This window comes from Psychrobacter sp. W2-37-MNA-CIBAN-0211, from assembly GCF_040309405.1.
Classification (GTDB): domain Bacteria; phylum Pseudomonadota; class Gammaproteobacteria; order Pseudomonadales; family Moraxellaceae; genus Psychrobacter; species Psychrobacter glaciei.
In genome coordinates, this window is sequence record NZ_JBEOOU010000016.1 from 61,179 (window position 1) to 85,882 (window position 24,704).

At 43.7% G+C, this 24,704-nt stretch carries 16 protein-coding genes; 5 read left to right on the forward strand and 11 right to left on the reverse strand.

What is annotated here, in order from left to right; translation table 11 throughout:
* Positions 1 to 288: 288 nt before the first annotated feature.
* The 4 genes from ahr to recG all read right to left on the reverse strand — a co-directional run bounded on the left by ahr (position 289) and on the right by recG (position 9,039).
* Positions 289 to 1,296 carry an NADPH-dependent aldehyde reductase Ahr gene (gene ahr, locus AAEY72_RS12825; RefSeq protein ID WP_189586973.1) on the reverse strand — a complete coding sequence of 336 codons (1,008 nt, stop codon included), beginning with the start codon at positions 1,294 to 1,296 and terminating at the stop codon, positions 289 to 291.
* A 469-nt stretch (positions 1,297 to 1,765) separates the two neighbouring features.
* Positions 1,766 to 4,867: an efflux RND transporter permease subunit gene (locus tag AAEY72_RS12830; RefSeq protein WP_352310766.1), complete on the reverse strand. Its 3,102-nt coding sequence runs from the start codon at positions 4,865 to 4,867 to the stop codon at positions 1,766 to 1,768.
* Positions 4,864 to 6,162: an efflux RND transporter periplasmic adaptor subunit gene (locus AAEY72_RS12835; RefSeq protein WP_194620980.1), complete on the reverse strand. Its 1,299-nt coding sequence runs from the start codon at positions 6,160 to 6,162 to the stop codon at positions 4,864 to 4,866. Before AAEY72_RS12835 ends, AAEY72_RS12830 begins: the two co-directional genes overlap by 4 nt.
* Positions 6,163 to 6,672: 510 nt before the next feature.
* Entirely contained in the window at positions 6,673 to 9,039 is a 2,367-nt protein-coding gene (recG, locus tag AAEY72_RS12840) for an ATP-dependent DNA helicase RecG (RefSeq protein WP_227670026.1), read from the reverse strand.
* A 382-nt stretch (positions 9,040 to 9,421) separates the two neighbouring features.
* On the opposite strand from recG, the gene AAEY72_RS12845 reads away from it, so the two are divergent.
* Positions 9,422 to 10,420, forward strand: coding sequence for a patatin-like phospholipase family protein (locus AAEY72_RS12845; RefSeq protein WP_352310768.1), 999 nt, complete (start codon positions 9,422 to 9,424; stop codon positions 10,418 to 10,420).
* A 226-nt stretch (positions 10,421 to 10,646) separates the two neighbouring features.
* Here the strand turns inward: AAEY72_RS12845 and AAEY72_RS12850 are convergent, their stop codons facing one another.
* Positions 10,647 to 11,246, reverse strand: a complete 600-nt coding sequence (locus AAEY72_RS12850) for a hypothetical protein (protein WP_010201301.1) — start codon at positions 11,244 to 11,246, stop codon at positions 10,647 to 10,649.
* Between the two features lie 469 nt (positions 11,247 to 11,715).
* On the opposite strand from AAEY72_RS12850, the gene argA reads away from it, so the two are divergent.
* Positions 11,716 to 13,038 carry an amino-acid N-acetyltransferase gene (gene argA / locus AAEY72_RS12855; RefSeq protein WP_189586965.1) on the forward strand — a complete coding sequence of 441 codons (1,323 nt, stop codon included), beginning with the start codon at positions 11,716 to 11,718 and terminating at the stop codon, positions 13,036 to 13,038.
* Positions 13,039 to 13,160: 122 nt separating this feature from the next.
* Here the strand turns inward: argA and bamJ are convergent, their stop codons facing one another.
* Positions 13,161 to 13,892 carry a BamJ family beta-barrel-assembly machinery protein gene (gene bamJ / locus AAEY72_RS12860; protein WP_010201297.1) on the reverse strand — a complete coding sequence of 244 codons (732 nt, stop codon included), beginning with the start codon at positions 13,890 to 13,892 and terminating at the stop codon, positions 13,161 to 13,163.
* 499 nt (positions 13,893 to 14,391) lie between these two features.
* On the opposite strand from bamJ, the gene AAEY72_RS12865 reads away from it, so the two are divergent.
* Entirely contained in the window at positions 14,392 to 16,086 is a 1,695-nt protein-coding gene (locus tag AAEY72_RS12865) for a mechanosensitive ion channel (RefSeq protein ID WP_352310771.1), read from the forward strand.
* 256 nt (positions 16,087 to 16,342) lie between these two features.
* Here the strand turns inward: AAEY72_RS12865 and AAEY72_RS12870 are convergent, their stop codons facing one another.
* Positions 16,343 to 17,842, reverse strand: a complete 1,500-nt coding sequence (locus tag AAEY72_RS12870) for a hypothetical protein (RefSeq protein WP_352310773.1) — start codon at positions 17,840 to 17,842, stop codon at positions 16,343 to 16,345.
* Positions 17,843 to 18,127: 285 nt separating this feature from the next.
* Here AAEY72_RS12870 and budC point away from each other — a divergent pair, with 285 nt between their 5' ends.
* The gene (budC, locus tag AAEY72_RS12875; protein WP_194620984.1) at positions 18,128 to 18,910 is read left to right on the forward strand and encodes a meso-2,3-butanediol dehydrogenase; all 783 of its coding nucleotides are present in this window, start codon (positions 18,128 to 18,130) and stop codon (positions 18,908 to 18,910) included.
* 82 nt (positions 18,911 to 18,992) lie between these two features.
* Here the strand turns inward: budC and AAEY72_RS12880 are convergent, their stop codons facing one another.
* From AAEY72_RS12880 to AAEY72_RS12890, 3 genes are all read right to left on the reverse strand, one after another.
* Positions 18,993 to 19,691: a lysophospholipid acyltransferase family protein gene (locus tag AAEY72_RS12880; protein ID WP_352310775.1), complete on the reverse strand. Its 699-nt coding sequence runs from the start codon at positions 19,689 to 19,691 to the stop codon at positions 18,993 to 18,995.
* A gap of 144 nt (positions 19,692 to 19,835) precedes the next feature.
* A complete protein-coding gene (gene parE / locus AAEY72_RS12885; protein ID WP_352310777.1) occupies positions 19,836 to 21,722 on the reverse strand; it encodes a DNA topoisomerase IV subunit B in 1,887 nt (628 codons plus the stop codon).
* A 110-nt stretch (positions 21,723 to 21,832) separates the two neighbouring features.
* The gene (locus AAEY72_RS12890; RefSeq protein WP_352310779.1) at positions 21,833 to 22,465 is read right to left on the reverse strand and encodes a YqiA/YcfP family alpha/beta fold hydrolase; all 633 of its coding nucleotides are present in this window, start codon (positions 22,463 to 22,465) and stop codon (positions 21,833 to 21,835) included.
* A 187-nt stretch (positions 22,466 to 22,652) separates the two neighbouring features.
* On the opposite strand from AAEY72_RS12890, the gene AAEY72_RS12895 reads away from it, so the two are divergent.
* The gene (locus tag AAEY72_RS12895; RefSeq protein ID WP_352310781.1) at positions 22,653 to 22,913 is read left to right on the forward strand and encodes a DUF1289 domain-containing protein; all 261 of its coding nucleotides are present in this window, start codon (positions 22,653 to 22,655) and stop codon (positions 22,911 to 22,913) included.
* Between the two features lie 133 nt (positions 22,914 to 23,046).
* Here the strand turns inward: AAEY72_RS12895 and AAEY72_RS12900 are convergent, their stop codons facing one another.
* Positions 23,047 to 24,411, reverse strand: a complete 1,365-nt coding sequence (locus AAEY72_RS12900; RefSeq protein ID WP_352310783.1) for a hypothetical protein — start codon at positions 24,409 to 24,411, stop codon at positions 23,047 to 23,049.
* Positions 24,412 to 24,704 lie beyond the last annotated feature (293 nt).

Below are 24,704 nucleotides of genomic sequence, written 5' to 3' on the forward strand. Positions count from 1 at the left end.
TTTTAGGAAAGTCTCCTTGATTGCATCGTAAATTTAAATCATACATAAAAAAAAGTAGCGATACCCTATTAATAAAATAGAGTATCGCTACTATGATTACATCTAGGGCATCTCATCAATTAGTACATTAATACATTTAGTGGTCTTAAAATGGCTAAATTTTGCCAAACATCGTCAGTAATCTTGTCAATATGTTCATATTTACGGAAATTTCTTCCTTGTTTGGCTGCAATTTTCCTCATTTTAAGCCTCACAATCTAAATGATGACACGCCCTAGTTGGTTCTAGTTACTTTTGATCTCTTTCTAATACCACTCGATAGCGAGCGTTACCACTCTCTAGTCTCTCAAATGCTTCATTTATCTCAGACATTTTATAGGTTTCAGTCACTGGCTGAATATTATGTCTAGCGGCAAAATCCAGCATTTTTCGCAGGGTCGACGGTGATCCGACTGGTGAGCCTGATAGGCTGTTTTGAGCCATGATCATTGGCGCAGCCACTATCTCTAACGGCGCTTCTAATAGACCAACAAAATGCAGTTTACCTTTTGGTCTCAACGTCTTAATAACGACATCCCAATTCATATCAACGTTCACTGTTGATATGATTAAATCAAAAGAGCCTGCTGCTTTTTTGATTTCGTTCTCATCTCTTGAGTTTAAAGAGTGATGAGCACCCAATTCTTTTGCTTCTTCCATCTTTGATTCGCTGGTAAATGCTGTCACTTCACAGCCCCACGCATTAGCAAACTGAAGCGCAAGATGACCCAGACCACCGATACCGATAACCGCTACTCTAGAGGTTGGTTTGATATCGTATTGCATTAGCGGGTTAAATACCGTGACACCACCACACAGCAGTGGCCCTACCGCGTTGAAATCAAGCCCTTCAGGAATTTTGATAACGCTGGTATCTTTTGCGCGTACTTTATCTGCAAAGCCGCCATGGTTACCAATGATGGTTCCTTCCTGCTTAGCACAGAGGTTATGGTCACCGCCGATACATAGGTCACAAATGTTGCAGTAGCCTTTATGCCAGCCAAGACCGACTTTATCGCCAAGCTCAAGATGCTTTACGTGCTTGCCTTTTGCAAGGACTTTACCTGCAACTTCATGCCCACCGACAAACGGATATTCGGTCATACCCCATTCGTTTTGCCACATAGAAAGATCACTGTGGCAGACACCGCAGCTATGCACTTCGATTTCTACTTCGTGATCGCCCAAGGTGCCAGGATCATATTGATAAGGGACAAACTCGCCGCCTTTCTCTTTTGCTGCGTATGCATTAATCATCATTATTCCTTATTTAATAGTATTTATGGAGGAGCGCTCATAACAAATGAGCCAGTCGTTTCTAACGATTCAAATTTTTCCCATTCAAAAAGGGTTGTCGATAAGTTGAACTGGCCTGACCAAAGATTGGTTAATTTATACCATCCAAGTCAATAGTTGTAAGACTATCATAATACAAAGCCTCGTACTTGAAAGGCGACGAATCACCAACACTATCGCTTTGCCGCTGTAATCTGAATGTTCAGCATGATTGTCGAGAGAGACATTGGATTCATAATGACATGCATGGCTTTGCGATAGTAACTAGCAGGGCAATTATATCCTTCGTGCTTATGTGCTTATGTGCTTATGTGCTTATAAAATGACAACAAGCCCATACTTAATCAATAAGTATGGGCTTGTCTGTGTTAGACCTAGCATTATTACTGCTAATGCTAGGTCATGTATACGATCAAATAAAGACGTTAAATCATATTTTACTGTCCGTCGTTGTCGGCTCTTTGCCACTTGGCACAAGCCATTTAGCAAACCATCCTGACAGATCATCCATCAACGTATAGACGACTGGGATGACCACCAAACTCAACAGCGTTGAAGTCACTAGACCGCCCAATACCGCTGCTGCCATCGGTCGCCTAAAAGTAGGGTCAGCATCACCCCAACCAAATACCAATGGCAACATGCCCGCCCCCATTGCAATGGTGGTCATGATGATAGGACGTGCGCGCTTATGACAGGCATCAATAATCGCCTCAAAACGTGCCAGCCCGCGGCGCTGGGCAATCAAGGCATAATCAACCAACAGAATCGAGTTTTTGGTCGCAATGCCCATGAGCATAATAAAACCAATCATCGAGGGCATCGACAGGCTACTGTTGGTAATAACCAAGCCGACGAACGCACCGCCTATCGATAGAGGCAATGCCATCAAAATGGTAAATGGCTGCAACAAACGACCAAATAGTAAGATAAGCACGCCTAATATACAAACCACACCCACTGACATCGCAATGATAAAGCCACTAAAGAGATCTGCCATATTTTCGGCTTGGCCTTGATCGATGATGGTAATCGAAGGCGGCAATTGTTGCATGGTCGGCACTGACTTGACCGCTTGTACCAAATCGCCTAGCTCGCCATCTGCCGGCTGCACCGTAATGCTAATAGCGCGCTCTCGATCCAACCTACTTATCTGAGCAGGACCTGTGCCAAAATCTAACGCAGCGACTTCGCCCACACGCACCCCTTGACCTGCTGGTAGTGAGTTTGGTACGTATAAGCCCTCTAACTGACTGACATTTTGTTTGGCAACATCTGGCAGACGCACCACAATAGGAATCTGACGCGTATCCAGATTGAGCTTGGATAAGCGCTGTTCGTAGTCGCCGACAGTCGCGACACGTAAAGTCGTAGCGATATCTTGCGTGGTCACGCCTTTATCAGCCATCGCCAGTCTATCAGGCGTGACGGTGAGCTCTTGACGTGGCAAACTGCGATCACTGGTCACAGCACCTACGCTTGGCAAACCTCGAATTTCAGTCATGATCTGCTGAACAGTCTGCTCAAGCAGCTGTGGACTGGTACTGGTTAACGAAAAATTATAGCCACTCTCACCACCACTTGATAGTCCAACGGTAAAGCGAGCCCCCGGTACTTCTGTCATCAACTTACTGATTTTGCGTTCTATTTCTTGCTTAGTGCCCCGCTCTGCACGCGGTGCAAGCACAATATCCAAACTGGCAATATTCTCCGCTTTGCTACCACCAGACTCTGAGCTCATGGATGCTTGTGCTTCTCCCACTGACGTAAAGATGTTAGTCACTTCAGGCATGGCTAAAATGCGCGCACTGGCAAGCGCTGACACGCGCTCCGTATCTGCGAGCGACACATCAGGGGTTAGCTCAATAGCCACACGGGTTTGGTCAATATCGTTGTCTGGAATAAAAGAAGTCGGTAGTAGTTTCACTAATGCCAACGAGGCCACGAACAACACCAACGTTGCACCCATAGTCAGCCAACGATGATGAAGCGTCCACGAGACAATTTTGAGATACCACGTCATCAATGCACTTTGCTTTTCGACATGCTTTTTCTCGGGTCGTAAGATGTATGCAGCCATCATAGGTGTGATCAGACGCGCCACCATAAGCGATGCAAAAATCGATAACGCAGCCGTCCAACCGAATTGACGGAAAAACTGCCCAACAATACCACCCATAAAGGCCGTCGGTAAAAACACAGCAATCAAGGTAAAGGTAGTGGCGACAACAGCCAAACCAATCTCATCAGCGGCTTCCATCGCCGCTTCATAAGGCGTCTTGCCCATCCTTAAATGCCTGATGATGTTTTCGACCTCGACGATTGCATCATCGACCAGTACCCCAATGACCAAGGACAATGCCAGTAGTGAGATAATATTGAGACTAAAGCCAAATAAGTACATGCCTAAAAAGGTAGGAATTACTGACAGCGGCAACGCCACAGCGGCAACAATGGTCGCCCGAATATTGCGTAAAAACAGAAATACCACCACCACGGCAAGCAGGCCACCTTCGATCAGCATGCGTAATGAAGCTTGGTAATCTTCCGCAATAGGCGTCGCTCGATCGTAGACCTTTTCGATACTGATATTGCCCACATCGGCAGTCAACTTGGCAAGCTCGTCATCGACCAGTTCCATTACCTCAACTTCACTGGCACCACGCGAGCGAGTGATATTAAATGCAACCACCGTTTGACCGTCGAGCTTAGCGATAGAGCTGGGATCAGCCGCACCATCAGTGATTTGCGCCATACGCCCAAGCGCTTGAGTACCGCCTGTAGGGACAGCCACTTGTAGGTCATTAAGCTCGCCTGCACGCTCGACCGCGCCCAAAACGCGAATGGTTTGGGTGGTTTTACCCACTTCTGCTTCACCCCCTGAGCTGTCTTGTTGAATACCTGCTATTTGCTGTGACAGCTGGGTAATCGAAAACTTCAAACCACTCAAAGTGATAGGATCAGCTGCGACCGTAATCTCACGCTGAAGCCCGCCGATACGACCGACTGTACTGACACCTGGTATATCAGAGAGCCGTTTGGTGATCGTGTCATCTACGAACCATGACAGATCCTCTACACTCATATTGTTAGCAGCGACAGAGTAAGTAACGACCGGAAATCCTGCGGTAGATACCTTGGTAATGATTGGGTCGTTGGCGGCGGCTGGCAGATCACCACGTACTTCGCCAACTGCCGAACGTACATCGTCGACCGCTTCTTGAATGTCTTTTTCTAACGTAAACTCGGTGGCAATGGTCGCCGCACCCGTCTGTAGGGTGGTACGAATATGACTCACACCTTCGATACTGGTCAGTTTGTTTTCAATTTTCTTTGCGATATCGTTTTCGAGCTGCGAAGGCGCAGCCCCAGGTAGGGTCACCGTGACGACCACCGCTGGCAAGTCTATATCCGGAAACTGCTGTACCTTCATTTTCATAAAGCCATAGATGCCCCCTAAGGTTAGGAGCACAAATAGCAGAATAGCCACGAGTGGGTTTTTGATCGAGTAAGCGGAGACGTTTAAGCTCATGATTGTGCCTGCGTTGCTGTACTCGTTTGGCTCACGCCATTAACTATACGCACTAGGTCGCCATCGTTCAAAAAACTACCGCCCTGTTTTACGATACGACTATCGCTTGGCAGAGGCTCTAGCACTGCTACGTTCTCACCAAGTCGCGCGCCCAAAGTCACTCGTTGTTGCTTGATACGACCCATGGACTTACCGTCTTGGTTTGTAAGACTGGTCACTAGCATCACATAATCATAACCGTCATTGCTAACGATGGCGCTATTAGGAATCGTTTGGGTGCTGGCACTCCCTAGTAGAAATTCGCCAGTCTGATACATGCCTGCGCGTACTTTTGAGTTGGCCGCTAGACTCGCATAAATAGTGATCTGGCGGTTATTTTCCGCCGTCGGTGCGATACGGCTCACTTGTCCCATCACTGAATCACCATTTGGCAATCCTACTCGCACCGATGTGCCGACATTGATGTCACCGATAAGTTTAGGATCTATATCTGCCCGCCACTCCAAAACACCACCTTTGATAATCGTGAACAGTGGCTCACCGCCAGCCACCATCCCAACTTCCACCATTTTTTCACTGATAATACCGCTGACAGGCGCCACAACCTTTGAATTGTCTATCGTCAAGCGCTGATTATTTAAACGGGCTTTGGAGGCCTGCAAAGACGCTCTAGCACGCATCTCAGAGGTACGATAGCGATCGGCCTCTTGTTTGCTAATGGCATCAATATCTACCAATGGCAAGACACGTGCGGCATCAGCGCTGGCATTGGCAAGCGTTGCTTCAGCTTCTGCCACATCGGCCTCTGCTTGCAAAACTTGCTGCTCCATGGCATCAGTATCAAATATCGCCAATACTTGACCTGCTTTGACCCGCTCACCTTCCTCAACCAGTACACGCTCAATAGCCACACCATTGACTTTAGCGCTGACATTAGCCACATCCTTGGCATTGATGGTGCCGTCAGCACTCAACGTATTGCCAATCGTATCTTGGCTTGGCATCACCGTTTCTACCGATAATACAGATTGTTCTGTACTAGCGTCGCTAGTAAGGGGGCCATCATTTTGTGTACTGGCAGATGCTAGCGCCCCGTCATTCATCGCTTTATCACTAGCACCCCAGTATTTTCCAAGCAGAACACCCATGACCAGCACAATGCCCAATACTGGCAACAACCATAGCGGCAATTTCGACGAAGACTTATTAGCATTAGCCAGCGTGTCAGGTTGACGATATGGTGGCAACTCAGATTGAGAAGATGGTTTAGGATTGGTTTCTTCAAGATCGCTCATGATAGGTCTCTATAAATACGGGCAATAATAAAAATTAAGATAGTCGGTCATTGGAATGTGTTTTTTGATCGCACACTCTGGCAATACCGAGCCTATCCCACTAACGATGGGGTCAGTAGTAAAAGAGCAAAGGCAGATTGACTAAATGAAAATGGGATAACAGTGGCACAAGCAGGCGTAGACGTCTGTTTCATAATACATCCTTGTATAAATATTCAGACAGTTGAAAAGTAGTGGTACAAATAACACGATAATGATGCAACCTCATAAATTGCCACACTACTCGATGCATATCAATGACAATCAGCGAACACATGAGTTAGTATTAATAAATAAAAACTACCAAAGAGCTATTTTCATGAACTAAAGCGATGGCAGAAAAAATGATGCATAAATCATTGATTTCGCTCGCTCTTTATATTCATAATTTGACATCAAATAATGAGCATGACTAACAAGGATAAATAGCATCCCGAATTATTCGGTAAGAATGCAGAGAGAAAAACTCTGCTATGCATTGGTGTAACGGCTGGCTTCTGGCATCCAGCGATGGATCAGCTGGCTGACATCTGCTTTACGTGCAGGATCTGCAATTAAGTGTTTGGCGAGACGCTGGGCAATCGCAAATAATTGCTCATCACGAATCAAATCCGCCAAATAATAACCAACATTGCCCGTTTGACGTTTGCCTAACAGCTCACCTGGCCCGCGCAGTTCCAAATCTTTTTGGGCAATAACAAAGCCATCGGTGCTGTCGCGCAATACATTTAGACGTTCAGTGCCCGTCTCCGACAATGGCTTTTGGTATAGTAGAACGCAGAAGCTTTTGGTCGAACCACGCCCGACTCGTCCGCGCAACTGATGTAGTTGCGATAGACCCAAACGCTCGGCGTTCTCGATAACCATTAGCGAAGCATTCGGCACGTCGACGCCAACCTCGATGACCGTTGTGGCAATTAACAAATCAAGACTTCCGGATTTGAATGCTTGCATGATGGCTTGTTTATCAACGGATTTCATCTTGCCATGGACAAGACCAATACGAATATTTAAGCGCTCATTTAAGTCCTCGTAAGTGGCTTCAGCGGCTTGTGCATCCAGCACGCTAGACTCTTCCACCAGCGAGCAAACCCAATACGCTTGCCTGCCCGCCTCACAATTAATCGCAATACGTTCGATCACCTCATCACGGCGGTTACGATCAATCGTCACCGTCGTAATTGGCGTGCGACCCGGTGGCAGCTCATCAATGATGGAGGTATCCATATCGCCGTAGACACTCATCGCTAGCGTACGCGGAATAGGTGTTGCCGTCATTATTAGCTGATGTGGTGTGCTATTGGCTACGCCTTTACTGGTCAAAGCCATGCGCTGCTCGACACCGAAACGGTGCTGCTCATCGATAATAACCAAGCCCAATTTAGCAAACTGTACTTGCTCTTGAAATAACGCATGGGTGCCGACGACCACTTGCACGGTGTTTTCAGCCACAGCTACCAACGCTTCGCGGCGCTGCTTTGCGGTTTGTTTACCCGCCAGCCAACCGACCCCAACACCTAAGGGCTCAAACCATTGTTTAAAATTAACCAAATGCTGCTCTGCTAAAATCTCTGTGGGTGCCATAACAGCCACTTGCCAGCCACTATCAAGCGCATATCCTGCGGCACCTGCCGCCACCAACGTTTTGCCAGCGCCCACGTCCCCTTGTACCAGTCGTAGCATCGGAATAGAAGTCGCCATATCGGCCGTGATGTCTTTCATCACTCGTTGCTGCGCGCCTGTTAAATCAAACGGCAACGCGGCAAATAATTGATCAGCCAATGGGCTTTTAGTGGCACATTTAGGGGCTTTATGCTGATGCAATTGCTGACGACGATACAATAGACTGAGTTGATGCGCGGTCAACTCTTCAATGATCAAGCGCTGACAAGCAGCATGGGTGCGAGCACTTAGTTGGGTCAATAGCTGATACTGCCGCCCAGCATCGGTATAAGTTGGTGGAGTGTGCAATAGTACCAAGGCTTCAAATATCGTCAGGGTATAGACATTATTAGCGGCCATCGTATCGAGATTATGATTCATCGCGTCATACGTTGCATCATAAATAGCGGGCTGGGCTTTATTGACACTATTACTGGTAGCATTGTCGGGCACACTACGGGCGAGCGTCGAAAAAATATCTTCAGACTCATACGCCTCTATTACCGATTTTTTTGGTGGTTCAAAAGGTACCAATGGTAAATCCGCAACGACGGCAAAATCTTCATTGGTAAACAGCGTCATCGGTAGACCCTGACTACGCACCGTTTGTAGTGCCAACTTAATCAAAGTACGCAATTTATTCTGATGCAAGCCTTTGACACTGGGATAAATGGGCTGCAACCCAGTATTGGTCATCGCACTGCTATCAGTGATAATTTGATATTCGGGATGGTGCATCTGCTTGCCATAACGGCTGACTTTTACTTCGCCAAACAATTGCAATTGTGTACCCAAACTCATGGTCTGCGCCAGACCACGATAGACCTTAAAAAATCGCAATGATATCGTATCGGTGTCATCGTCTACAATCACCGTCATGCCACTACGCTTGACATCGACGTGTACCACACGCCCAGTGATTAATGCGGCTTGTCCATGCCCCACGTCTGCTATCGATACCAGTCGGCTACGGTCTTCATAATCTCGTGGCAGATGCAGCAGCAAATCAAAGATTCGTACGATACCCAACTGCGCGAGTTGCTCAGCAACTTTGGAGCCGACGCCTGCCAACGCCGTCACTGGCATATCGAGTGCCGATAGAGGTTGCTCAGATATCCCATGAGCGGTTGACTGGGCTGAGGAAGGAGCTGAAGCGTGACTGACCGACATGGGCATCAAAAATCCTAACGATATTGGTTTTAAATTCCGTAAGCGCAAAATGTCTTATTAGGACACGCCCTAAGCATTCTACTGCTAGTAACGAGCTGCAAAGGTGATAGCAATCAACCAGCTATCAAAATACTGAATCAGTCTCATTATAACTGACAACATGATTGATTATGCTAAGCTATTTAGTAATACTGCGTTTAGACACTTTGCAGAGAAATACATCCAGTCTATTTTATGGATAAGTAGCTTTGTCGATAAGTAGCTTTGTCGATTTGGCAAAATTTCTGACGATGTTTAGCAAAATTTAGCCATTTTAAGACCACTAAATATATAAATGTGCTAATTGATAACACGCCCTAATTTACGATGATTTTATAAGGTCTTTTTTATGTTTGCTCCTGCTCTATTGCCTCAATTTTATCATCATTTAATACTCCTGCGTATCAGTGTGCTTGCTGTATTGGCTCTAGGCACTAACGCTTGTAGCACACTGACACCAGCACCGGCACCATTAACGCCTATAGCAGATGAACTCAGAGTTACGTTAGTGTTGGGCGGCGGCGGTGCCAAAGGTTTTGCGCATGTTGGCGTGATTAAGGCTCTAGAGGCAAACGGTATCAAACCAACCTTGGTCGTTGGTACGAGCATCGGCAGCTTGGTTGGTAGTCTATACGCTAGCGGCTACACGCCAGCACAGCTTGAGCGCTTGGCATTGACCACCACTGACAGCGAATTGACGGACTTCACTTTATCCAACCAAGGATTTATAGAAGGTATCAAACTCAAAAACTTTATTAATGCAAAAGTTGGTGGTCGCCCTATAGAGTCATTTCCCATTCACTTCGCTGCCGTCGCGGCTGAAAAGCACACGCTAAAAAAGGCTATCTTTACCACCGGAGATGCTGGGCTTGCCGTTCAAGCATCTTGTAGCGTACCTAATATTTTTATTGCCCCGCGTATTCCTGAAAAAGTCGGCAAAAAATATATCGATGGCGGTGTGGTCAGCTTAGTGCCTGTCGATAGCGCTCGTGATTTGGGGGCAGATATCATCATCGCCATCGATGTGACGGTGCCTACTTCGAATAAAAAGAATATAACAAGCAATCTCTTACCCGCTATCACCTCATTGAGTAGCTTTTGGGGCTTACTTGAAAACAATTTAACCGCCAACACTGCTCATTCAAATACCAAGCATAGCGCATCAATGCGCAATGAACGCGCGCGTGCTGATATTGTGATTACCCCTGATGTCGGTCATATCAGCTCCATAGATACCAGTCAACGTAGCGCCCTTATTGCTGCTGGCACGCAAGCCACCACACCACAAATCAATGCGATTAAACAATTAATTAAAGAAAAATCACAGAGTAAATATGCAACTTTATAACGATATAGTCAAAATATCTTAAAAATGCGACGGTATTGCTGATATCAGCAGTGCGTGATGTATCGATATTACTTTTCACTGACTATATATAGTAAATCCTCGACAAGCTAACCTCAAAATTAGAATCTCAGCCATTAAAAAAGCACCGCAGTCATAAATTGTGGTGCTTTTTGCCGTTAGCTAAATCAATTCTGCTCAAACAGACTGTATCAATTAATAAGCAAATCTATTTAACGCGGGCGCGGTATTTCACTGCTACGGTGTCATTGAGGCCAACACCTTCGATATCCCAGCGTACTGCTTTGTAGTATTTGAATGGGATTTCTTGTAATTGATTGTCCACCTTGCCACGTAGCGGCATACGGGCGAAAGTATCACCATCGGTGCTGCCATATGGGAAGTCAGGCGAGACCGCGCGCAATAATTCTACTTGCTCAGGGATACTCATGGTGACCGTCATTTTGCGTACTCGATCAGCATTGGTATTGGTAAAATACCCTTGATACTCTAAGACGTTGCCTGCTTGCAAGCGCGTGTTGGCATTAACAGGTACCAAGACCTCCTGACCATTGGCATCAACACTGATCAACGAGGCAGTAATTTTGGTATTAACGGCTTGCACACTAGAATTACCGCTACGGGTGCTTGCTTGATTGGTACTTGACTGCATGGTAGCTAAATTATCAACTGCTTGCTCTGGGGTCGGCAGCATCGCTGAGGCTTGGGTCACAGCCATGACGCCGACGAGCGTACCAGCGATCACGTGAAACAGACGGTGTCCGCTAAAAGCGCTAAAAGGATTGGCAAAATGGTTACTTTTTTTCATGACTTTCATTATCCCTAGTTAATATATCGGTAAAACGCAGCTGGCAAAACCTGACTGTCTGGTTAATGCATTTTCAATGCCTTTTAAACTCTGACACTTATCGCTTTAACTTTTTAAGTTTCTCGCGGTTTGGATAGACGAGACTTTATATGAGCAATACACTTAATGACGACATCTCAGATTATGAGTAGGCTATCATCATATACGCTCCATGCTAGTAACGTTCATTTTTATTGATTATCTGCGTTAGCTGTCTATAAAGCAATAGCGCTTAGCATAGCAAAAAGCGTTTGTAGGTACATTAACCACGTGTTGAGGTTGTGTATATTGTCAATTTACTACAAAGATTGATGAACGCTACTGAAATAAAAGATAGCTCACAACGGCGTTTTTTGCTATGGTAATTCTTTAGCGACTGGCATTTTTTGTCACGTCCTTTTTTCTTATTCTGACTACTACTGCTCCCATTATGACTACTAGCGCCATGCCACAGATTAATCCCGAATACGTTCATTGGTTCCGTAATTCTGCCCCCTACATTAATACCCATCGCGGTAAGACTTTTGTGATCATGTTTGGCGGTGAAGCGGTCAATCACCCGAATTTTAGTACGCTTATTCATGACTTCGCCTTGTTACATAGCTTGGGCATCAAGCTGGTATTGGTACATGGGGCCCGACCGCAAATCGAAAACAACCTGCAAGGCACTGATATCACCTCGCCGTTGCATGAAGACATTCGAGTGACGCCGCGTGTAGCGATGCCGTCTATCTTGCAAGCCGTTGGTGCCATTCGCTTACAGATTGAAGCACAGCTATCGATGGGACTGGCCAATTCACCCATGTACGGCTCGCGCATCGATGCCGTGTCAGGCAATTTTGTCACCGCCCGCCCTTATGGCATTCGTAATGGTGTCGATTATCAAATGACGGGTGAAGTGCGCTCTATCGACGTTGAGGCCATCAAAAACAACCTACTCCACGATCATATCGTGATTTTAGGCTCGATGGGTTATTCAGCGACTGGTGAAGTTTTCAACCTACTCGCTGAAGATGTGGCATTGAGTGCTGCCGTCGCACTTGGCGCGGATAAGCTGATATTCTTAGGTGAAGAAACGGGTATCAATGACGATGATCGCTTGCTACGCGAAATGATTCCAAATGAAGTCGATCGTTTCTTACGTGGCCGTGATCTAAATTGTGAGATTAATTACTTTTTAAACTGCGCCAGTAATGCTTGCCGTCAAGGCGTTCATCGCACCCATATTATCTCTTATGCCAAAGATGGTGCATTATTAGAAGAGCTATTCACTCGTGATGGCTCTGGTACGCTCATTAGCCACGACCCTTATGAAGAGATTCGCCGAGCAGATATCGACGATGTCGTGGGACTTATTGAACTGTTATTACCGTTAGAAGAACAAGGCATTTTGGTCAGTCGTTCGCGCGAATGCTTGGAGCAAGAGATTGATCACTATAGTGTGATTGAGCGTGATGGTATGATTCTGGGCTGTGCAGCGCTTTATCCATTAGATGCAGATGCGGCAGAAGTCGCTTGTGTCGCGGTTCATCCCGAATATCGTAGCGGCAGCCGAGGTGCGGACTTGCTAGCGTTTTTAGAGCAGCAAGCGCGCAGCCATGGTTTGCACAAATTGTTTGTGTTGACGACTCGTACTGCCCATTGGTTCGTCGAACAAGGCTTTGCTGAAGTTGAAGCAAGCGCCTTACCAGAAGCGCGACAAGAAAAGTATCATAACGGACGTAACTCTAAAGTCTTCCAAAAGACACTTTAACGAGTGACTCAATTGATGAGTAAATAGTGAACTAAACCACATCCAAACAAAAAGCCCTCATAATATTTATGAGGGCTTTTTCTGTTTTAGGACGAGATAGAGTATTAGATTTTATTTCAGAATTATTTTACTTTTAACAGCTCAACGGTAAAGATTAAAGTGCTATTAGGCTCGATACCTGAGTTACCTGCCTCGCCATAAGCGATGTCTGATGGGATATAAAACTCATATTTGCCGCCCTCTTTCATCAACTGTAGACCTTCCGTCCAGCCAGCGATAACTTGATTTAGTGGGAATTCAATCGGCTCACCACGCTCATAAGAGCTGTCAAATACCGTACCATCGATTAATTTACCTTCGTAGTTTACTTCAACCACGTCAGTCGCTTTTGGTGATTTACCAGTACCTGGAGCAATTACTTTATATTGTAGACCAGAGGCCGTCTCTTTTACGCCTTCTTTTTTCGCATTTGCAACTAAGAATGCTTCACCAGCGGCTTTGTTGTCAGTCGCTTTGCTTTCCATATCTTTGACAAACTTCTCTTCTTGCTCTTTTTGATAGGTCATCAATACTTCTTGCATTTGCTCTTGTGTCAGTGCGGAATCATTGCCTTCATAACCATCACGAAAGCCTTTTTCAAAGGTATCAAGGTTGAGATCACCGACCGCTTCTTTATTACCTTCTGCCATCATATAGCCCAGGCTATAACCCACTTTTTCATTGGCTGGGCTTTTTTCAGTCACTGAAACGCTTTGACTAGAGGTTTCTTGATTACCATTATTAGTACTACAACCAGTAACTAATAACATAGCACTAACAAGTGCACTAACGCTTAAAGTAGTGATTTTTTTCATAGAGTACTCTCAAATTGTAAGTATAGTGGCGAGATGTCACATATTTCTATAATAACAAATCTTAGTTTTAGGAGCCATGTTTAGGGTGAAATTATCGGGCCAATGTACAGTCTGTGTTAACATTTCTCATAAAAATAACAAGTTATCACACAAATATAGTAACAGGTTAAGCTTTCTGTCTTTAAATCTATCAATACATCAGCTAAGCTAAATTAGTTAAGGTGATAAGTAACTGGACGTCAGTTTTACTAGTATATATTGGGATATCGGTAGCCATAGTACGTAATAGAGACGAATGGTCATCGCAGATCCATATTTTCCTATAGTAGTATTACTTTTCCAGTCACTATAATGTCCCTGTATAACTTAAATTAAAAACACTATTTATAATTACCATCTATATGGTTTTGCTCAATAACTAAGGTGCTGATTATCTAATATTTGTAATGGTTACCTTTGTTATTTCACGGCTCATATATGATGATTCAAGGAGGATAAGATGAACCCAACATTCACATCTTTTAATGGTTATCTTGGTGGGCCGATCGGCTCCATTATCGGTGCTATCTTAATATTTATTATTGGCTGGCTCGTAGCCCTAGGCATCGCGGCACTGGTACGCGGTGTGCTGTCTAAAGTGAATCTTAATCAACGCATGAACTCTTCTACTGGCAAAACCTATGATCTAGAGGGTATTATCTCTAAGATTGTTTTTTGGTTTATCTTTATCATTGCCATTTCAGGGGCGCTTAGTCAGTTGAACTTGAATTCTATCTCAGCACCGTTTGCAAATATGGTTAACCAAGTGTTGGCGTTTATTCCTAATCTGATCGGTGCCATTGCTCTTGGTGTGATTGGTTGGGTTGTGGCAACTGTTGCCCGCACAGCGATCAACGCTGCACTGGCCAAAACATCAATGGATGAGCGTTTAAGCGCTAAAGCTGGCGTAAAACCAATGAGTAGCACGATTGCTGATATGGTTTACTGGTTCATCTTATTGGTTGTTCTAACCATGGTATTGGGTCAATTAGAGCTTGACGGTTTATTTGCCCCATTGACTAATATGGTAGACAAAATCTTCAGCTTTATTCCTAACATCCTAATTGCTGGTGTGGTGTTTGTCGTTGGTTATATCATTGCTAAAGTTGTACGCGGCATTGTGACCAACCTTGTTTCTACTTTTAACGTGCAAGAGTTGGCGTCAAAAGCAGGTTTGAACGAGCAAAACAGCCTACCTAATATCGCAGGTTCGTTAGCATTTTTAGTTGTGATTATCCCAACGATTATTGCCGCATTAAACGCGCTAAAAATCGAAGTGATTGCTCGTCCTGCTACGAATATGCTGAACAAAATCATGGAAGCTTTGCCAAACATCTTTATGGCAGTGGCTATCCTAGTAGTGACTTTCTACGTGGTACGTATGGTCGCTAATATTATTAAAGGCTTGATCGAAAACACTCAGATCAACCAGTTGCCTGCGAAAGTTGGCTTACAAGAAACCATGGGTGATAAAAGAGTCTCTGACCTTGTTGGTTATGCGATCATCTTTTTTGCCATGCTGTTTGCTGCTATCGCAGCCGCTGATTTATTAGGTTTTGAGCCTATCTCAGCTATTATCACGATGTTTATCGCGTTCGGTGCCAACATCATTTTGGGCGCGATCATTCTATTCATCGGTTTCTGGCTTGCCAATATCATTGCTGGTGTCGTTGAGCGCTCTGAGCAAGGCTCACAGTTCTTAGCAAACATCGTACGTGTATTAATCATGGGCTTGGTACTAGCCATGGGTCTAAAAGCGATGGGTATTGCTGACTCTATCGTTAACTTAGCATTTGGTCTAACGTTAGGTGCCGTTGCGGTTGCCTTTGCTCTATCATTCGGTCTTGGCGGTCAAGAAGCAGCAGCACGTTTCCTACGCAAGATGCAGGACAAAATGGACAAAGAGCGTACTGAAGCAAAAGCGAAGTCTGTTTTGACGCCTAATTCATCAACGCAAGACAAAGTTGCTGATTCAGTTCGTGAGAATACGCCGAGTGCACCAACTACCTCGACTACCAACTTACGTACAGATACGGTCGATACCACAAAACTTGGTACTGATCCTGTAGATACTACTGATGTTGGAACTACTGGAACTACGACTAATAACGATTTATTACCTGGTAGCGGTCTTATCGACGACACCAATAAATAAATCTTTGTGAAAGTATAATTTCGAACAAAAAAAGACAGCTTAGGCTGTCTTTTTTTATGGGTGTTTGTATTATGGATGATTTCTTTAAGTTGAACGACGACAAATTTATCCATAGTCAAAATACCCCGAAAACGCTACGATACTGCAGATATCAATTTTTTGTAGCCTCTGTCTGCACAGGCACAGCAAGCAAGAAAAATTGATATCAGCAGTGCATGATGTATCGATATTACTTTTCACTGACTGTAGTATCGATTTATAGCTTATCTTTACGGGCTGGAATAGAAAGGTTGAGACGGATCTGAGGCAAATCATTTACTGGCTTGTTTGGCTTCTTAGCCGCTTGCTTCTTAGCCACTGGCTGCTGAATATCTTGCTTCTCAGCACCTTGCTGTTTGAGACGTTGTATTTGCTTGGTAAGTTGACGCTCGCGCTGAGTCATATTATTCACGGGTTGAATCCACAGATCGATGTCCATGAAAGTCTCGCCGGCATCAGAGATAAAATCTATACCAAGTATGATGACATGGTGTAGCTCAGTCATCGGCAGACGCGTAGCGACATCTTGCGCAATTTGCTGTAAGTTTGGCTGAATAGCCGCTTTACTGTTCTGCCCCGCCAAATCTTGCCCATAAAATATCAGCACATAATGCCGACCGAGATTTTCATACGAATGCTGATGTACCACATAGCCAGTTTTTTGCAACGCCAGCTCTTGTTTTGGGTGTCTATATAAAGTGCGAATCAGTTCATGTCGCGAAAACGCGGATTCGTCTAATAATTGCTGCTGCCAAAGAGAGAACTGTGGCTTTAGAGACTCGGTGTCTGCTTGAGCTGTCAACTCTGCACTGACCGTGTCGATCATCTGTGTACTAAGTTGAGACCAGAGTGTTGCTGCTTGTTGCCTATGTTGTTGATACATCTGGGCAGTTTGGCTCTTATTTTCTTGAGCTAAGGTCATGGCTACCAAGGCAGAATTTGGTGCTTGCTGAATACCATATTTGATAAGGGCATTATCGATCGTAATAGCATGGTCAAATAAGAGCGCACTGCTTAAAAACTGCGTGACAAGCATGTCTTCAGATTCAAAACTCGCGACATGGCTGGCGACCGAGCGCTGGAGCTGGTCAAGATGATACCCTAAGAATCGCCACAGCTCGCATGGCGTCTGTAATGCGAGCGTTATCGAACCCCAATCATGCCAGCTAAATACTTGCAGTCGCTGTGCGTGGTCACTCATGTCGACGACCAAATTTTCCATAAAATAGCGCGCTGCAAATTCGTGCTTTAAGCGCTTCGGTAACTGATTGCGCTGACGGTTATGTTCATTATTATTGTTGTCATTATTGTGTTCAATATTATTGTCACTGTTATTGTCATTATTGTTGCTACTATTAGCGTGCTCACTGAATTGGATGTCGACGACCAATACGTCATAGACGAGCGCCTGGTTGTCTTTATCTTGAGAACAGTTAGTCTTTTGCCATGCTAGCACCGCTTTGACCGCTGCCATACGTACTGTTTCGATATTAACCAAGCTGGTCTCAGAAGGCAGATATAAGGTGAGCGCTAATAGTTGAAGCTTACCTAGTGGCAAATGATAGTGATACTGTCGAGCTGTATAATGAGCCTCATAACGAATCTCTATGGTTTGCATGTTAGGTAAAGCAATGTCTAAAGCATCTGTCTGTAGGTAGCAGGCCAACTCATTGGCCAGATAACCCCCATCAGATGTGCCAGTAATCGAATTGAACACAGTCTCAACCTTTTATTATCAATGAAATACAACGTACCCTAACCGGCAACTTACAAAGATCATGCCATTTTTGTGAAGATGATAGGCATAATTCAATAAAGAAAAAGTAAACTACATAAGTGCAATTATACAAAGTCGCTTTCCAAGCAATGACTTGTTATGATGACATAAAAGTAGCACAGCTGACGCATTGATTTATAGTGCAGCCATTACGTTAGGGTCTGCTCATTCATTTTTTGTGTAGTGACTATTATTATTTGCATATAAAAACAAGGACTGAATACTATGAAACGTTTTAAAGAAAAAACAGTTATCGTAACAGGAGCAGGCTCAGGTATTGGTCGTGCGACGGCCATTCGCTTTGCTCAGGAAGGTGCTAGTGTCGTTTTAGTGGGACGGACTGCCGATACGTTGGCAGAAACAGCCAAAGAATTCCCACAAGACCGTACGTGGATTCATACCGATAATTATATGACCATCACTTGCGACATTAGTGTGCAGAGCCAAGTGCAAGAAATGATTAAAAGAGCCATTGATCAGTTTGAAAAAATTGATATTTTGGTGAACAATGCAGGTAAAGCCACCCAAGGTAAAATTACTGAGCTAACGGCTGAAGACTGGAAATCAGCGATTGATGTGAATTTAAACGGTACTTTTTATGTCTGTCAGGCAGCCATGCCACATTTGATAGCGACCAAAGGTAATATCGTCAATGTCTCCTCATTATCAGGGGTCGGTGGTGATTGGAATATGGCCGCTTACAATGCTGCCAAAGCTGGCGTTAGCAATCTAACGCGTACCCTCGCCTTAGATCATGGTCCTGATGGAGTGCGAGTCAACGCGGTTAATCCAAGCGTGACTAAGACAAACATGACCAGTGCCATTCAGAATAATGATGCCAAGACTGATAAATTCTTAGATCGTTGTCCACTTGGTCGTCTGGCCACGCCAGAGGATATTGCCGCCGCGATTACTTTTTTAGCGAGTGATGATGCGTCGATGATTACCGGTGTTAATTTACCGGTAGATGGTGGAGTTAATGCTTCTAACGGTCAGCCTCAATTCTAAACATTGCTATCTTTGTATTTGAATATGAGCGTTTTACTAACCATTCATAAGAGGTTCGAACGCTCATATTCGCAAGATAGACCTAATCGGCTGAATTATTAACATCCTGTAGTGGCTGCGATAAGCGCTCAGGATGTCTTGGTATCACCCCTTTATATTGAGCATAGATTTTTGGCAAGTCAGCCTCGATATCTCCAGTAGGATACACAGCAGATAAAAAACGCACTTCTTTGGTATTATAATCTAACGCCACTGGCAAAATAGGGATACCAGCACCCACTGCTAGGTAATAAAATCCTGTCTTCCAGTCTTTGGTATATTCCCGCGTTCCTTCTGGAGATAATCCCAAAAACAGTGGCTCACCGGTTTTAAACTTATCAATACTCGCTTGTAGCACAGAGCCTTTATTACCACGATCGATGGGAATAATACCCATCCAACGTAATAGTTGCGCCAATACTGGGACTTTGAATAATGTATGTTTGCCCATAATGCTGATTTTTAAATCTAAGGCAAACAAGCTGGGTAATGCATAGACGCCATCAACGTTTGACGTGTGCGGCAATGCCAATACCACCGCTTGCGAGATATCTGGAATTTCACCAACGATTCGCCATCCTGAGGTTTTTAATAGGAAAGAGGCTATCACTGGAGCAATTGTGCCGCCCCGTTTGGGAATTAAATGCCCTAAATCCTTTTTGCTAAGCTTTGGCAATATTTTAGAGCGTGCAGAATTAGCAGTAATTGGCAGCTTAGAGCGATGGGTAAACTTCGATGTCATAACGGCACCAGATTATAAAAGATAGCTACATAATACCATTAAGTTTATGCCACTAAATTGCCTTTTACAGGCTTTTATTGCGCTATCTCTTACTCGACTCTACAGTGAGCAATCAGCCTATCTAGTATTCATTATTACGATACTTTATGAAATATCAGCCAAGTTGCCTTTATCCTCAAGCCAAGTCTTACGGTCAGCAGAGCGTTTTTTGGCGAGCAGCATATCCATGACGCTATTGGTGAGCACCATATTGTCCATATCTAACTGCACCAAACGACGAGTATCACGATTCATGGTTGTCTCACGCAGCTGCTCTGCACTCATCTCACCCAGCCCTTTAAAGCGCGTAATTTGCGCTTTTTTATTACCCGGTACATTGGCCAAGATATGGGCAAGCTCAGGCTCATCCAACGCGTAGTGCACGTCTTTACCGACATCCACACGATATAACGGCGGCATGGCGACAAATAAATGTCCTGCATCGACTAACGCTGGAAAATGCTTAACGAATAACGCGCAAATCAAGGTGGCAATATGCAGACCATCAGAATCCGCATCCGCTAAAATACATACTTTGTCATAACGTAGTTCGGACAAATCGTCTGACGCCGGATCGACACCGATAGCGATGGCGATATCATGGATTTCTTGGCTCGACAGCACGGTATCTGAGGATACTTCCCATGTATTTAGAATCTTACCGCGCAGTGGCAATATGGCCTGATAATGACGATCTCGTGCCTGTTTGGCACTACCACCCGCCGAATCTCCTTCCACCAAAAACAACTCTGCGCCATCGCGCAAATCACCACGGCAATCAGCCAATTTACCAGGTAATGCAGGACCTTGAGTAATCTTTTTACGCGCGACTTTTTTGGCAGATTTTAGGCGACGTCCCGCTTTATTAATCGCTAAATCGGCAATTTGAGCACCCATATCGGCATGCTGATTTAACCACAGGCTAAAGGCATCTTTTGCTAGCGTTTGTACTGCACCCGCAGCTTCTCGACTCGATAAACGCTCTTTGGTTTGCCCTGAAAATTGTGGCTCAGAAAACTTAAGCGACAGGATATAATTGACCCCATCCCATACATCTTCTGCCGTCAACTTCACACTGCGCGGCAATAAGTTATGAATATCACAAAACTCGCGTAAGGCTTCTAGAATACCAGTGCGCAGACCATTAACGTGCGTGCCGCCTTGAGCAGTCGGGATAAGGTTGACATAGCTTTCTTGAATGGGCGTACCGCCATCTGGCAACCAAGACAAGGCAAAGGTAATGGCTGCACGTTCGCCCGCTTTCGCATCGTAATTATAGTAGAAAGGTGCTTCAGGTAAGGTCTCTAAACCATCTAACTGTTCGTTTAAATATTCAACAACCCCATCGGCAAACTGCCAAACGATTTTTTCATTATTAATATCATCGACGAACTCAATCGTCAAACCCGCGGCCAACACTGCTTTGGCTTTCAGATTATGCTTGAGTTGTTTAACATTAAACTTGGGCGTATCGAAGAAGCTACCATCCGCCCAAAAATGTACTTTCGTACCGCGTTTGCGCTTGTTTGAGCTGATCGTTTCCGTCAAAGGCGTAACTGGCGCACCATTTTCAAACGCCATTTCAAACTGTGTACTATCACGCCATACGGTGACTTCAACGCGGGTTGATAGTGCATTGACGACCGAAATACCGACACCATGCAGACCACCCGAAACTTCATAATTAGAGGTAGAAAACTTACCGCCAGCATGTAAGCGGGTCAAAATCAGCTCAATCCCTGACTGTTTAAACTCAGGATGGATATCGGTCGGCATACCGCGCCCGTCATCCTCAACTGACAGCGAGCCATCACTATGCAATTGAACTTTGATGGTCTTAGCATAACCAGCCAACGCCTCATCGACGGAGTTATCAATCACCTCTTGTGCCAAGTGGTTCGGACGGGTGGTGTCCGTATACATGCCCGGCCGACGACGTACCGGCTCAAGTCCTTCTAAAACTTCTAACGATTGCGCATTATATTCACTCACAAATGCTTCCCTTAATATTCACAGATCATTTATTCTATTGAACCATTATAACCAAAAATAACGACGGTAACGCTAATTGTCAGTCGCTCACGTCAGATAATGTCGTCTCTTTAAGTCGATAACAAACGCTGTAGCATATCTATCACCATCGGTAGCTGTTCACCAAAATCCGTAAATCTATGGTCACCACCCGCTTGCATAGTTACCGTCGCTCCCTGCGTTTGATAAAAGTCTTTTGATAGTTCAGAATTTAGTAGCTCGTCATTTTCTTTGAGTAAGACAGCAATTTTATGCGGATAATTAATGGATACCAATTGATGATCCGCAAACCATTGTAAATCCGCAGGGGTTATTTCCCAACCGCCAGCGGTCGTATGCAGGACGTTACTATGAGATAACTCGTCACTGCTTTCTTTATTTGATACTGAGGTGTCAGAAAAACGCTGTAATGTCACGTGTGGCTGAGTACTAGGATTTAATGGTAAAGCCGGACAGCCTGTATGATTGCTCACCAAGGTAGAAAAATAGCCACCTAACGAGCTGCCAATCAGTACAGTTTTGTCTTCTGTATTGAGTTCGGTTACCAATTTAACTAATTGCTCAAAGACTTGCGTAGGTGCGCTATTAAGGTCTGGGCGATACACGTTAATATCAGCATGATGCTGCTGGCAATAGCTTTCTAATAATATGCCTTTGGTCGAGTTGGCATCACTATCCAATCCATGAATATAAATAATGTTCACGTACAATCTCACTTATTAATTTTGTTATGATGACTTTATATATGCTATAAAAGCTAAGCATAGCATTGCCTCGCCAAAAACAGTAACAATAAAGCGGCACACTATTATTCGTTATTTACGACATAATAATGTTTTAAAATAAGATGAGGCAAGTTAAAGGAATAATGATAAGCGCGATGGAGCCGCCATGAATCAACAGTTTCAGCTGTTCGAGATTGCCAATCCGTGTATTGGTGTGTGCACGAGCAATAAAAAAGGCTATTGCTTTGGTTGCCTACGCAGTCGTCCTGAGCGTCAGCTATGGCTGAACATGACTAACGAGCAGCGCCGTGAGGTGCTTAGATTGATCGTAGGACGTAAGCAGCGTATAGAGCAGATGCGACTACTTAAAGGCCAGCAATTGGGCTTTGATTTTGAGGAAGTGGTTGAGGTTGGGGAATTGTTTTAGAATGTTTAAGATAGATAGATGTCTCTTGAATCAAGGTTACTTAGTTTGCTAAATAACCTATTAATAAAAATCAATCACTTCACTTCTTTTAGTTAAGACATAAAATTATAGACTTAGTAGCTTTTTAAAAAACTTAAGCGCAGGCCTCTACAAATCTTTCAACCCAAATCTGCCCTACTATAAGTTCATCATAAATACTATCTAAGCTCAAGGCCTTAAGAGAATTATTATCTCCTGAAAATATATTTATTTCGGTCGAATCTCCGAGAAGAGCGGGTGGTAAACTTAAGCTATCAAATTTAATCATAGGTTTACTCCAGTCAGTTAGTTTGTAATTTTCTTGACCAGCTTTTGCTAATATAGAAATACTATTAATTTTTGAATTGACAGCTATATCAGAGTATTTCAAGAACTCTTCCCTTGACTCACTTTCTATATCTGCATAGTTTATTCCAAGTTTTTGAAGACCAGCACAAATCAATGAAAAACCATAATCTGATTCATCTAATTTTCCATATGGCATAGCGTAACATATGAGATAATATAAAAATCCTGGTTCCAAATATTTAAGACCCATTTTAATTTTATCTACTATTTCATCTGTATTTTGATCAGAGCCAAATATATTTTCAAAATCACACTCTTCAAATATTTTCATATACACTTTAGATGGAGTATTCAATACCAGACGGCAAAGTAAAGCAGATGCTGTATAAGTCAATAATATATCTGGTTCATTAAACTTGTTTGACATAAGATGAGCACAAACCGAATACTCTGTAATATCTTTATTGTAAACATAGTCAAGAATTTTTTTAGTATACAAATTGAGTTCAACGATCCTTTGACTCTCTTCCAAAAGGTTTATTAAACTGAGATTTGCAATGATTTCCTGCGCCATAGCAGAACATTCTAAAATTGAAATCGTAGATATGGGAGATCGTACTAGTTGCTCTCCATGACTATTTCCAAACCATGTAAATATTATTGGGTGGTCACTTATTTCTCCAGAGCTTAAAAACCTATTCCCTATAGACTGATGATGTTTCCAAGGGCGACTATTATCCATAACGTCTGTTTTATCAGTATAGTACTCTGGTAAACGAGAGAATCTGATTAGATCATGAAACTTTTTTGCATAATGAAAGTCTTTCTCGGTAGCCTTATAGGTCAAATTATCTGCTATATAAGCTTGTGACATAATGCTTAGATATTTTGATCCCCATACTGTAGAAGAGCAATCGTAAAAGTGCGTGTATTCATGAGTTACCAAAGGTAACGTTTTTGATAACACCTCATAAGCACCATGTTCCATGTTCGAGTTTTTAGAATAAGTATTTCGCAAAGAATCTGTATATTTTTGCATGTTTCTAAAATCTTGAATACTTAATGATTCAAAACTAACTATTGTTGTGAAGAAATCATAGCTGCCTAGAATATCGCACTGCGATAAAATATTGAGGCGTGAACTTGAAGATTTTAGTTTTTCAAATAGCATAATATCTCATCATTTGATTTATAATTTAAGTGAAGGACTGAATCTTAAAAGAATTATAACTTTAACAAACTAGTTGGAATATTTGCATGGCTCGTAGTATTAAAGATACTCATAATTGATTTTCTATAAAGACACATCTTCTTCAATTTCAATAAAACTATAGCATAATGAATATTGTATTAATCTAAAAATTTTTATAGTAATAAAACCCCAGACAAACAAAACCCCCCTCTGCTTTCGCAAAGGGGGGTTTAGCTTTTGAATAGAGAGCTGACGATGACCTACTCTCACAT

Coding starts and splice junctions, on each gene's coding strand:
- ahr (WP_189586973.1), bottom strand. CDS start 1,296: ATGATTAATGCATACGCAGCAAAAGAGAAAGGCGGCGAGTTTGTCCCT.
- AAEY72_RS12830 (WP_352310766.1), bottom strand. CDS start 4,867: ATGAGCTTAAACGTCTCCGCTTACTCGATCAAAAACCCACTCGTGGCT.
- AAEY72_RS12835 (WP_194620980.1), bottom strand. CDS start 6,162: ATGAGCGATCTTGAAGAAACCAATCCTAAACCATCTTCTCAATCTGAG.
- recG (WP_227670026.1), bottom strand. CDS start 9,039: ATGCCCATGTCGGTCAGTCACGCTTCAGCTCCTTCCTCAGCCCAGTCA.
- AAEY72_RS12845 (WP_352310768.1), top strand. CDS start 9,422: ATGTTTGCTCCTGCTCTATTGCCTCAATTTTATCATCATTTAATACTC.
- AAEY72_RS12850 (WP_010201301.1), bottom strand. CDS start 11,246: ATGAAAAAAAGTAACCATTTTGCCAATCCTTTTAGCGCTTTTAGCGGA.
- argA (WP_189586965.1), top strand. CDS start 11,716: ATGACTACTAGCGCCATGCCACAGATTAATCCCGAATACGTTCATTGG.
- bamJ (WP_010201297.1), bottom strand. CDS start 13,892: ATGAAAAAAATCACTACTTTAAGCGTTAGTGCACTTGTTAGTGCTATG.
- AAEY72_RS12865 (WP_352310771.1), top strand. CDS start 14,392: ATGAACCCAACATTCACATCTTTTAATGGTTATCTTGGTGGGCCGATC.
- budC (WP_194620984.1), top strand. CDS start 18,128: ATGAAACGTTTTAAAGAAAAAACAGTTATCGTAACAGGAGCAGGCTCA.
- AAEY72_RS12880 (WP_352310775.1), bottom strand. CDS start 19,691: ATGACATCGAAGTTTACCCATCGCTCTAAGCTGCCAATTACTGCTAAT.
- AAEY72_RS12895 (WP_352310781.1), top strand. CDS start 22,653: ATGAATCAACAGTTTCAGCTGTTCGAGATTGCCAATCCGTGTATTGGT.
- AAEY72_RS12900 (WP_352310783.1), bottom strand. CDS start 24,411: ATGCTATTTGAAAAACTAAAATCTTCAAGTTCACGCCTCAATATTTTA.